The organism is Leuconostoc aquikimchii (assembly GCF_040838325.1).
Taxonomy (GTDB): Bacteria; Bacillota; Bacilli; order Lactobacillales; family Lactobacillaceae; genus Leuconostoc; species Leuconostoc aquikimchii.
This window is the reverse complement of the sequence record NZ_JBFPER010000001.1, coordinates 1349615-1361226: the sequence shown is the minus strand read 5'-3', so window position 1 is coordinate 1361226 and position 11612 is coordinate 1349615. Positions and strand designations below refer to the sequence as shown.

Below are 11612 nucleotides of genomic sequence, written 5' to 3'. Positions count from 1 at the left end.
AATGGTAAAGTCATTAATGGTAGTATGTGGAACAGGCATCGCAACATCAACAATTGCCACAGGAAAAATTAAAGCATTTCTAAGTTCAGAAGGTAAAGATAATGAAGTTAAATTTTTGCAATCCAAAATTTCTGATGAAGTGAGTGCTATTCGCAATGGTGATTATGACATCGTAGTTTCAACAACAATGGTGCCACATGAAATTCAAGATAAGGTTATTAATGGTGTTGCATTGTTAACAGGAGTGGGCACTCAGAAAGTTTTTGATCAAATTAACGCAGCATTGTAGTTTGTAATTTACATCTTCTTCAAAAAAGCAGTATAATCAAAAACCTCATCGACTTAGGTTGATGAGATTTTTTTGATTATCTTCCTAAATGGGAGCAAGGTCCTATCTTTGTAACCATTATTACTTTATAATTAATAATGATAGGTATGCTATTTTACACACTTTGAAGGAGCGTTTTTATGTTACTAAATTTTATCAATGTGATGTTAGTTTTTAGTATTGGGATACTACTAGTTAATATTGCTGCTGTTATTTTAAATCGCCGTTGGTTGTGGTTTATTATAACGACTGTGATCGAACTGTTATTTGTTTACTTGATACTTTATATTCAATTACCACCGAAAAATTTGACAACGCTTTTAAATGTCAATATATTTTTAGCTGTGGTTGCAGCAATTATTAATTTTATTGGCAATGCTGGGTTATCTGCTGTGGATAAGGTGCGCGCATTTGGGCAGCCTGAACGACATGTTAAAGTAACTGACAAACAAGCGCATTTTTTGCGTCGTTATTTGTTGGTATTATTGGCGCCAATTGTATTGTGGTTAATTGTCGGTGCCACTGCGTTTGTCACACGGCTGACGAGTATTAACAACGTATATGATTCAATTCCGACGCAAACAAAGCGTTCCGCTGAATTATTGACCTCCGCTAAAGATATGCCGATTGCGTTAGCGCCTGATACAGCTAAGCGCAAAATGCAACAAAAGTTTAGCGTCATTCCAAATTCAAATATGTATGAGTTAGACGGTATGACAGCACAAATGGTTAATGGTGAGTATGTGTATGTGGCCACGGTCGAATTTAATGGTTTCTTCAAATGGCTCAAGAATAAATCTGTTCCTGGTTATTTCATCATTAGTGCGACAGATGTTAATGCACAACCCAAGTTCGTGAAAGAACGTTTGAAATATACAACATCTGCTTATTTGAACGATGATGCCGCACGTAAAATCTATGCTAAGGCACCAACTTATGCTAGTACTGGGCGTATGAATTTAGAAATTGATGATAAGGGTAAACCTTACTATGTGCAAACACTGTATCGTGAATATGGTGTGTCAGGGCGCATGAAGTTCAATGAATTCAAGACTGCCGTCCTTAACGCACAAAATGGGGATGTTGAAATTTATGATGCCAATCGCGCGCCCAAGTTCATTGATGCGCCAATTACAAGTGCTGCGGCTAATCAAATGAATGAGTTCTACGGCCGTTACCAAAAGGGTTGGTGGAACCAAACATCTTTGGGTGCCAAACGCAATGTTAAAATACCGACGGATAATGGTGTTTACTCTGGTGGACAAATTACACCGTTGATTGATTCCAAAGGCCATTTAGTCTATTTTACTGACTTTACGTCAGGAAATAATGATCAAGATTCAGCTTTAGGTTACTCGCTCGTTGATGCAAAAACAGGCAAGCTAACCTATTATCGTGATACCCGTTCAGGGTTAATGGATTCAGACGGTGCTATTAGCATTGCTGATAAAATATATCCAGAAAAGAAGTGGCAAGCTCATATGCCGATTTTGTATAACATTGATGGCACGCCAACTTGGGTTGTGTCATTATTGGATACAAAAGGTATCTTTAAAAAATATGTGTATATTAATGCTATAGATAATGATATTGTCATTGATGGTGATAATGCACAAGAAGCGTTGGATGATTATCGTAAAGATTTGGCAGAGTCTACTTCTAATAATCGCTCAACAGATCCTAAAACAGAAAAAGAAATTACTGGCAAAGTATCGCGCGTAGCGGTAACTAATGATGGCAAAACAACGATTGTGAATTTCATGCTTGAAAATCAAACTACAGTCTTCAAAATCGATTCAGACAGTAGTCCCACAGTTGTTTTCTTGAAGGTAGGCGACGACGTTAGTTTTAAAGCTAACCTATTAGATAATGCGAAAATCGCAACAATTGATGACATGACAATTAAAGGTTTAAAATAAAATTTAGGACGACTGATGCAGTCGTCTTTTTGTTATAATAAAGTGTAGTAAAAAAGTGTAGTGTGTAGTAAAAAAGTGTAGTGTGTAGTAAAAAAGTGTAGTATAATTAAATTAATCAGAAAGGAAATTAATTGATGTTAAACAATCCCTTCAATCCAACATTTGACTATAATCGTGATAGTTTTATTAATGATGACTATATTTCTCAAGAAATCATTACAGCTACCAGAAATATATCAAGTAAGTGGCATACGACTTTAATAACTGGCATGCGTGGTGCAGGTAAAACCTCTTTATTAACACATGTTAGTTTGGAGTTGAAAAAGCAACCACATATTGTAACAGTTTCAGTAACGTCTACACCTGATTTACTAAATGACGTGTTGCTAGGCGTTCAAGACCGTGTGAAACAATCACCTAAAATAAAAGGGTTAAGCATTAAGTTACCGTTGCTTAGTGCTGACATTGATGTTGCACCCCAAGCGATTGCTAAAACATTTAAATATGATTTGGAAAAAATATTAGATTATCTAAATAGTCAAAACATGGCATTGGTCGTGCTCCTTGATGAAGTACAAAATAACACACCGCACCTTGATAAGTTGTTGGATGCGTTTAAAAGTTATCGTCAGCTACCAGCAATTTTAATTGCTGCAGGGCTGCCTTCAGCAATTGACACAATAATGAATGGGAAAGCTTCAACCTACTTATTACGTGCCAATCGTGTTGAATTAATGCCGCTAGATGTTGATGTTGTCCGTGATTCTTATCTTGAAAAGTTTAAAGCAAACCAATTATCATTAGCTGATGCAGAACAAATGGCAAAGGCGACAGGTGGCTACCCTTATATGTACCAATTGATGGGAGATTATGTCTGGCGCCACGTTGACGAGGTTGTGACAAGTCAAGATATTAAAGATGCATTTATTATATCTCAAAGATTATTATTTTCTAACGTTTACGAAAAAGTGTTAGCGGATTTAGAACCAAAAGATCGTGAATTAATTATTGCCATCCATGAAGCAGGTGATTTTGATGTCTCTACGCAAGCATTAAAGGATATTCTAGGTTGGAACATCAATGTTTTGTCAACATACAAAGCAAAGTTAAACAAGTGGCGTGTGACGCAAAAACCACAAAGAGGATTAATTAGTTTAGCTTTACCCTATTTTTCACAATTTTTAGATGACTACTATGATTAAACAATAGGAGTAAATAAAATATGATAATGTATGACACAATGCCATTTTTGGACAGGCACTTAACAATTTTTAAACAAAACGAGGCGCTTGTTTTTATAAGTCTAGCGACTGATGGGGTGAAAGAATTTCATTTGTTTTACCCAAATGAACAGGTCACGCGGGCGACGTTACCTGAAATAATTGATTTTCAGCGTTATGCGGCTGGTGAAATAGTTGATTTGTCACAATTGAAGATTAATTATTTGACAGGCACGTCGTTTCAACGTGATATCTGGCGCGCTATGCATGAGATGTTGCCGAATGAAACGTTAACGTATGCGCAACTGGCTGTTCGTGCCAATCATCCAACAGCTATCCGTGCTGTAGCATCGGCAGTTGGGAAGAACCCCTTGACGATCATTAATGCCTGTCACCGCATTCTCCCTAAAAGTGGTGGCATCGGCAAATACCGTTATGGACCAGAGATGAAACAAAGGTTAAGACAATTGGATCAGGCCATGATAGCTAGTAAGTAGACTGAAAAATCTGATATAATAACACTATGACAAATACAGAAAATTATTTTAAAGTTGGTACAATTGTTAACACACACGGTATTCGTGGTGAAGTGAAAATCATGTCGATTACGGATTTTGCAGCTGATCGTTTTAAAAAAGGTGCAGCGTTGCAAATTGATACGAAACAAGGCTTTGTACCGGTTAAGGTGCAGGCATCTCGTCTCCATAAAAACATGTGGTTAGTCTTATTTGAAGGTGTGACAAACATCAATGAAATTGAAAAATATAAGACACATGATATCTATGTTATTGGTGGCGCACGTGAAGAATTAGGCGATGATGAGTATTATTATAATGAAATCATTGGTTGCCGAGTAGTTGATTTGGACGGTAATGACATCGGTGTTATTTCAGAAATCATGGAAACTGGGGCAAATGATGTCTGGGTTGTCGCACGTGATGGCCAGTCAGACGCGCTGATTCCGATGATTGATGATGTTGTGAAGCACGTTGATGTTGCTGGTAAATTAGTAACTATTGACGCACTGGAAGGACTATTAGATTAATGCGGATTGATGTTTTAAGTTTATTTCCTGATATGTTTACACCATTAAAACAATCTATTTTAGGTAAAGCAATTGATAAAGGTGCTTTAGATTTTCATGTGACAGATTTTCGTGATTATACTGAAAACAAGCATAACAACGTTGACGACTATCCGTTTGGTGGTGGTGCGGGCATGCTGCTTATGGCGCAACCGATTTTTGATGCCATGGCGGCTGTTGAAAAACAGGCTGGCAACAAAGGCCATGTTGTGTTACTAGACCCAGCAGGTCGTAAATTCGACCATCATGTGGCGGAAGAGTTAGCCCAAAAGGAACATCTGACATTTATTGCGGGACATTATGAAGGGTATGATGAGCGTATTCGTGAGCTAGTTGATGATGAAATATCATTGGGAGATTATGTTTTGACTGGCGGTGAACTTGGGGCAATGGTTATTATTGATGCCACAGCGCGCTTCTTACCTGACGTATTGGGTAACAATGTCAGTGCTGAGGAAGATTCGTTCCAGGATAATTTGTTAGAGTTCCCACAGTATACACGACCAGCAGAATTTCGCGGTCGCAAAGTACCTGATGTGTTAATAAGTGGTAATCATGCAAAAATTGCTGAATGGCGATTGAAAGAGTCATTACGCAGAACATGGCAACGTCGCCCAGACTTACTAGAAAAACGTCAACTCACCAACCAAGAACGCGATTTACTAGATGATGTAAAGCACGAGTAAGCGCATGAGCGCGGTACCGTGACTTATCTCAGCGGAAGTGGTGGTAAAGCACGAGTAAGCGCATGAGCGCGGTACCGTGACTTATCTCAGCGAAGTGGTGGTAAAGCACGAGTAAGCGTTAGTTGAAAATTTTTTCAACTAAACGCTTTGTAAAGATAATCAAATAATGACTGTCTTTTTTGGCGTTAAATTGTAATGTTATAATTTACGGTTATGAGTTGTAAATTACTATAAAAGCTCCCAAATGTTTAACAACAATGGGGAGCTTTTTTATATCTATTAAAATGATAATTAGAGAGACATATCTCTAATTTCAAAGCAATTATTTTGAATAAGCTGATTGAATCCGGATAAAATTTTTTTTAAGATTAGGGAGATTTAAGTAATTAGTAACAGTGTAAACTTGGTCAATTTTTTTTGTATCCTGAATATACAGTGCAGATAAGAACAAAACCCATATTTTAACATTTGAATTTTCTTTAATAGGCATATCGTTTAATTTTAAAAGTATCCAGTCAGTGATGATATTGTTTCTTTGGATAATGCTACATTCTAAGTATTTAATCATGAGACTCATAATTATATCAATTGCATAAGCTCTACTTTCTGTTTTCATGTATTGAACTAAAATATCAGAAATATATGGTTTTATTTTTTCCGAATGAATCATATTTAAGGTACATTCTAATAAATAAATATCGTAAAGTTGCCACCTAACAATCTGATCAAAATAGTTTAAAAGTAAATTTTGATCAGATTGTGAGGCTAATTTAAATGTAAAGTGATAGATGGTAGCTTGTAACATGAGTAGTTGATGTTTACTTTTTAGTGTGAGTGAATGGTTTGTTTTGATATCTAAATAACCTTGATTTAAAATTGAAAGATCATTTGACATATATTTTTCATTTAACTCATTGCGAAACTTAGTAATATTTGTCCCTTTTTTATAATAAGTGTAAAAATATTCCTCAATAGTGAGATCTAATGTTTTGCAAATAAGATAAATAGTCTGAATATTTGGTAATATCTGATTATTTTCTATTCGTGACACCATTGCCTGTGAACCAATTATTGCACCTAGTTCACTTTGAGAAACATTTTTAATCTTACGCCGTTCCTTTATTAAGTTGAAATTGTTATCTTTTTGCATATCGTTTCCTTTCTGTTTGTAAAAAATATAACAATTAATTATTATCCAGCATATTAGTATATTTTTTACATATTCAATATTGAATAATCAATATTGAATATAATAAAAAACTTGATACTTTGCGGTATAGAATAACAGCGTAAAGGTTAATTACTTTTACATGTAGATAAAATTTCAAGAAATAAATTGAAATTTTAAATAACAGCATTAAGAAAAGGAGAATATTATGAGGAATGAAAGAGCGGTATGTGATCGAAAAAAGTTGTATAAGTCCGGAAAGGCTTTAGTGACGGCTGGTATTTTTTCTTTGGCAATCTTTGGTGCAACTATATCGGATAGTAGTGCTGATACAACAAATATAGGGAACCAAGCAGTAAAAGCAAATCCAGTACAAGAGGATAAATCAGCAGTAACAACAGATAAAGTAGTTGGAGTGGTACCAGCGGAAACAGAAACTACGCCAGCAGCAAATAAAGCACCAGAAACACCAACACTAGAACCAGCAGCAAATAAAGCACCAGAAACACCAACACCAGAACAAACAACAAATAAAGCACCAGAAACACCAGCAGTAGAACAAGCAACAAATAAAGCACCAGAAACACCAACACCAGAACAAACAACAAATAAAGCACCAGAAACACCAACACCAGAACAAACAACAAATAAAGCACCAGAAACACCAACACTAGAACCAGCAGCAAATAAAGCACCAGAAACACCAGCAGTAGAACAGACAACAAATAAAGCACCAGAACCAACAGCAAATAAAGCACCAGAAACACCAGCAGTAGAACCAACAACAAATAAAACACCAACACCAGCAACAACTGACAAATCAGCTGATACAACGACGCCGACGGCAACTAATCAACCAACGTCAGCAACGGTTTACAATACAGCTGCCACAACAAAAACAGATAAAACTGTTGAAACAACCCCAGCAACGCAAACAACAGATAAAAAAGAAATCAATGATGCGCAAAAACTTGATCAAGCAGAAAGCGCATCACCAAATATCAAACAGATTGATGGTAAAACCTATTTTGTTGGTGATGACGGGCAGGTTAAAAAGAATTTCACCGCTGTCATTGACGGTCAAGTGCTTTATTTTGATAAAACAACTGGTGAATTGACATCGAATGATCGTCAATACACCGATGGTCTGACAAATATCGATAACGCGCACAACGCTGCTTACTCATTAACAGCTGATAGCTTCACAAATGTTGATGGCTACCTGACAGCTAGTAGCTGGTACCGACCTAAAGACATTCTAAAATCAGGTACGACCTGGACACCATCGACAGCAAATGATTTTCGACCATTGTTAATGTCATGGTGGCCTGATAAAGATACCCAAGTTGCTTATCTTAAATACATGCAATCCCTAGGACTTCTAGAAGATGACGTGGCCGTTTCAAACAATACGCAAACAGCTGATTTAACAAATAATACGATGTCAGTTCAAAAAAATATTGAACAGAAAATTAGTTTGTCTGGTAGTACTGATTGGCTAAAAACAGATATGAGTCAATGGATTAAGACGCAACCAAACTGGAATATTACGAGTGAGTCTAAATCAAATGATCATCTTCAAGGTGGTGCGTTGTTATATGTTAACAGTGACAAGACCCCAGATGCAAATTCAGATGACCGATTATTAAATCGCACACCAATTAATCAAAAGGGTCAAATTACTGATTCTGGACAACAGGGTGGTTATGAGATGTTGTTAGCGAACGATGTGGACAACTCAAATCCCACTGTGCAAGCGGAACAATTAAACTGGTTGTATTACATGATGAACATTGGTAGCATCACACAAAATGATCCAACCGCTAACTTTGATGGTTATCGCGTGGATGCTGTCGATAATGTGGATGCTGATTTGTTACAAATTGCCAGTGATTACTTCAAAGCAGCTTATAAAATAGATCAAAGTGATAGTCAAGCGAATGCACATCTCTCAATTTTAGAAGATTGGGAATCGAAAGATGCCGCTTATATCAAAGCACATGGGACGAATCAATTGACAATGGACTTTCCAATTCATCTCGGCTTGAAATATGCCTTGAACGTGCCTGTCGACCAACGTAGTGGTTTGGAATCAACAATTACGAATAGTTTGGTGGATCGCACAGCAGATGCAACTGAAAATACAGCACAACCAAACTATTCATTTATTCGCGCACATGATAGTGAAGTGCAAACCGTTATTGCACAAATTGTCAAAGATAAAATCAATCCAGCTTCAGACGGTCTAACTGTCACACCTGATGAAATTGAAAAAGCCTTTGCAATATATAATGCAGATGAATTAAAAGCGGATAAAGTATACACGGCTTATAATATACCAGCATCTTATGCACTGTTATTAACGAATAAGGATACAATTCCACGTGTTTATTATGGTGATTTGTATACCGATGACGGGCAATATATGGCGAAGCAATCGCCATATTATGATGCCATCACGTCATTGTTGCAATCACGTGTGAAATATGTTTCTGGTGGTCAAAGTATGGGCATGTCTTATTTACATGACAATCAAGGGGTATTAACTTCGGTCCGTTATGGAACCGGTTCTATGACTGCCACAGACGTTGGTAATGCTGAAACACGGACAGAAGGTGTTGGCTTAGTTATCAGTAATAAGACTGACTTGAACTTAAATAATGATGAACAAGTTGTATTGAACATGGGTGCTGCACATAAGAATCAAGATTATCGTGCCTTGATGTTAAGTACGCAAGATGGTTTGAAAATTTATAATGACGATGCTGGGGCACCAGTTGCCCGCACAAATGATTTAGGACAATTGATTTTCAAATCAGATATGGTATATGGTATCAATGATCCACAAGTTTCTGGTTATCTTGCTGCCTGGGTACCTGTTGGTGCTAGTGATAGTCAAGACGTGAGAACAGCAAGTAGTACAGCAACATCAACAGATGGTGCGACTTACCACTCTAATGCGGCGTTAGATTCTCAAGTCATCTATGAAGGCTTTTCTAATTTCCAAGCTATGCCAACCAACGCTGACGAGTACACCAACGTCAAAATTGCAGAAAATGCAAGCTTGTTCAAAGATTTAGGTATCACAACGTTTGAATTAGCACCGCAATATCGCTCAAGTACGGACACGAGTTTCTTAGATGCGATTGTTCAAAACGGTTATGCTTTTACAGATCGATATGACATTGGTTACAATACCCCCACGAAATATGGGACAGCTGATCAATTAGTGAATAGTTTGAGAGCGTTACATGCTCAAGGTATTCAAGCCATTAATGATTGGGTACCTGATCAAATATATAATTTACCAGGTGAACAAATTGTGACAGCTACGCGCACAAACAGTTCTGGAAAAGACGATGCTGATTCAGTGATCAACCATACCTTATATGATTCATCAACAATCGGTGGTGGTCAGTACCAAGCACAGTATGGTGGGGCATTCTTAGATGACATGAAGGCAGCCTATCCAAGTTTGTTTGAAACGAAGCAAATATCTACAGGTAAACCTATGAATCCAGATGTTAAAATTACAGAATGGTCAGCGAAGTACTTTAACGGCTCAAACATTCAAGGTCGTGGTGCTTGGTATGTCTTAAAGGATTGGGCAACCAATCAATACTTTAATGTGTCGAGTAATAATGATTTCTTACCTAAACAATTGCTAGGCGAAAAGACAAGCACTGGCTTTACAACTGATGAGAATGGCAAGACAGCGTTTTACTCAACGAGTGGCTATCAAGCTAAAAATACCTTTATTCAAGATAATACCAATTGGTATTATTTCGATAAGGATGGCTACATGGTCGTTGGTACCCAAGAAATTAACGGTAAAAAGTATTATTTCTTGCCTAATGGTGTTGAATTACAAGATGCTTACTTATCTGATGGACAAAATCATTACTATTACAGTAAAACTGGTAAAGAAGTGTCAAATCAATACTATCTAGGACCTGATAATAATTGGCGCTATTTCTTTGATGATGGCCACATGGCGCTTGGACTAACAACAATTACTTCAGATAATGGCACAACGTCTGAGCAGTATTTTGATCAGAATGGTGTTCAGGTTAAAGGGACTGCCATTAGAGATACTGCGGGTGATTTGCGTTATTTCGACAGTCAAACAGGCAATCTATTGACGAATACTTGGCAAGAATTAGCAAACCAATCATGGATTTATCTGAATGAACAGGGGATTGCTGTGACAGGTGAACAAAATATCGATGGTCAAATCGTGTATTTCAATTATGACGGTACACAAGTCAAAAATGATTTCAAACGTTTGGATAATGGCGCATGGTTATATTTGAATGATCAAGGGGATGCTGTGACAGGCGAACAGACAATTAATGGGCGCCAGGTATACTTTAAGCAGAACGGCGAACAAGTCAAAAATGACCAAGTCGAAAATAGTGATGGCACAATTAGTTACTATGCAGGTATTAATGGTGAAAAACTAACAAATGACTTTGGCGAATTGCCAGATGGTTCTTGGTTATATTTGGATAATCAAGGACATGCCGTAACAGGTGAACAAACAATCAATGGTCAGGCTCTTTACTTCAATGATGACGGCGTGCAACTTAAGGGCGATACGCATGTTGATGAAACAGGTCACATGCACTACTATGATGCTGATTCTGGTGACATGATTACAAATCAGTTTGTACAAATTGACGGTAAGCAGGTTTACTTCAATAATGACGGTAATGCTGTTGATTGATCTGTCATCAGTTCGACAAACAATTTAATATTGTTATCATCTGATACGATGAGAAGCACAAATATGTGCTTCTTTTTTTGTAATATTGACGTAATGGCTAAGTTGCTACGGAATCGCTATACTAATAATAAGGGCATTAAAATTAGATTAAATATCAAACATAAACCAATTGATAACGTATGCTAGTAACAAATTAGATAAGAAGCATGAACAAAGACGTATTTAAAGTATCAGTTGCTATCATGCTTTATAATGATAGGGAGGATACGAACGTAATTATCCTCGTTTTGAACAATATAACGGTATGTAAGTTTCATTCAGGAAGCGGACTTATTGCGTTCTGATACGTTAAGTGGTGTATAATTTATAGTTTATGACAAAAAAAGTTGTTTTTTGATGTTTTGTAATATTCATGTAATAGAATTGTTGAATACTAATCTGTATACTTAATAAGTACAGATTAAATTAATATTAAACACCC

General features: G+C 36.8%; 8 protein-coding genes. 7 read left to right on the top strand and 1 reads right to left on the bottom strand.

Going from position 1 to position 11612, the window contains the following annotated elements:
• Position 1 precedes the first annotated feature (1 nt).
• From AB3K24_RS06680 to trmD, 6 genes are all read left to right on the top strand, one after another.
• Positions 2 to 289: a PTS sugar transporter subunit IIB gene (locus tag AB3K24_RS06680; RefSeq protein WP_367974534.1), complete on the top strand. Its 288-nt coding sequence runs from the start codon at positions 2 to 4 to the stop codon at positions 287 to 289.
• 179 nt (positions 290 to 468) lie between these two features.
• On the top strand, positions 469 to 2247 hold the full coding sequence (locus AB3K24_RS06675) for a DNA-binding protein (protein ID WP_367974533.1): 1779 nt from the start codon (positions 469 to 471) through the stop codon (positions 2245 to 2247).
• A 134-nt stretch (positions 2248 to 2381) separates the two neighbouring features.
• On the top strand, positions 2382 to 3449 hold the full coding sequence (locus tag AB3K24_RS06670; protein ID WP_367974532.1) for an ATP-binding protein: 1068 nt from the start codon (positions 2382 to 2384) through the stop codon (positions 3447 to 3449).
• A gap of 20 nt (positions 3450 to 3469) precedes the next feature.
• A complete protein-coding gene (locus tag AB3K24_RS06665) occupies positions 3470 to 3964 on the top strand; it encodes a methylated-DNA--[protein]-cysteine S-methyltransferase (protein ID WP_367974530.1) in 495 nt (164 codons plus the stop codon).
• Between the two features lie 26 nt (positions 3965 to 3990).
• A complete protein-coding gene (rimM, locus tag AB3K24_RS06660) occupies positions 3991 to 4512 on the top strand; it encodes a ribosome maturation factor RimM (RefSeq protein ID WP_367974528.1) in 522 nt (173 codons plus the stop codon).
• Positions 4512 to 5237: a tRNA (guanosine(37)-N1)-methyltransferase TrmD gene (trmD, locus tag AB3K24_RS06655; protein ID WP_367974526.1), complete on the top strand. Its 726-nt coding sequence runs from the start codon at positions 4512 to 4514 to the stop codon at positions 5235 to 5237. Before rimM ends, trmD begins: the two co-directional genes overlap by 1 nt.
• A 322-nt stretch (positions 5238 to 5559) precedes the next feature.
• Here trmD and AB3K24_RS06650 read toward each other — a convergent pair whose 3' ends face one another.
• On the bottom strand, positions 5560 to 6387 hold the full coding sequence (locus tag AB3K24_RS06650) for a helix-turn-helix domain-containing protein (RefSeq protein WP_367974524.1): 828 nt from the start codon (positions 6385 to 6387) through the stop codon (positions 5560 to 5562).
• Positions 6388 to 6613: 226 nt separating this feature from the next.
• Here AB3K24_RS06650 and AB3K24_RS06645 point away from each other — a divergent pair, with 226 nt between their 5' ends.
• The gene (locus tag AB3K24_RS06645) at positions 6614 to 11131 is read left to right on the top strand and encodes a glycoside hydrolase family 70 protein (protein WP_367974522.1); all 4518 of its coding nucleotides are present in this window, start codon (positions 6614 to 6616) and stop codon (positions 11129 to 11131) included.
• Positions 11132 to 11612 lie beyond the last annotated feature (481 nt).

Excerpts from the sequence above, each read along its gene's own strand:
- AB3K24_RS06680 (WP_367974534.1), top strand. The coding sequence starts at position 2 with ATGGTAAAGTCATTAATGGTAGTATGTGGAACAGGCATCGCAACATCA.
- AB3K24_RS06675 (WP_367974533.1), top strand. The coding sequence starts at position 469 with ATGTTACTAAATTTTATCAATGTGATGTTAGTTTTTAGTATTGGGATA.
- AB3K24_RS06670 (WP_367974532.1), top strand. The coding sequence starts at position 2,382 with ATGTTAAACAATCCCTTCAATCCAACATTTGACTATAATCGTGATAGT.
- AB3K24_RS06665 (WP_367974530.1), top strand. The coding sequence starts at position 3,470 with ATGATAATGTATGACACAATGCCATTTTTGGACAGGCACTTAACAATT.
- rimM (WP_367974528.1), top strand. The coding sequence starts at position 3,991 with ATGACAAATACAGAAAATTATTTTAAAGTTGGTACAATTGTTAACACA.
- trmD (WP_367974526.1), top strand. The coding sequence starts at position 4,512 with ATGCGGATTGATGTTTTAAGTTTATTTCCTGATATGTTTACACCATTA.
- AB3K24_RS06650 (WP_367974524.1), bottom strand. The coding sequence starts at position 6,387 with ATGCAAAAAGATAACAATTTCAACTTAATAAAGGAACGGCGTAAGATT.
- AB3K24_RS06645 (WP_367974522.1), top strand. The coding sequence starts at position 6,614 with ATGAGGAATGAAAGAGCGGTATGTGATCGAAAAAAGTTGTATAAGTCC.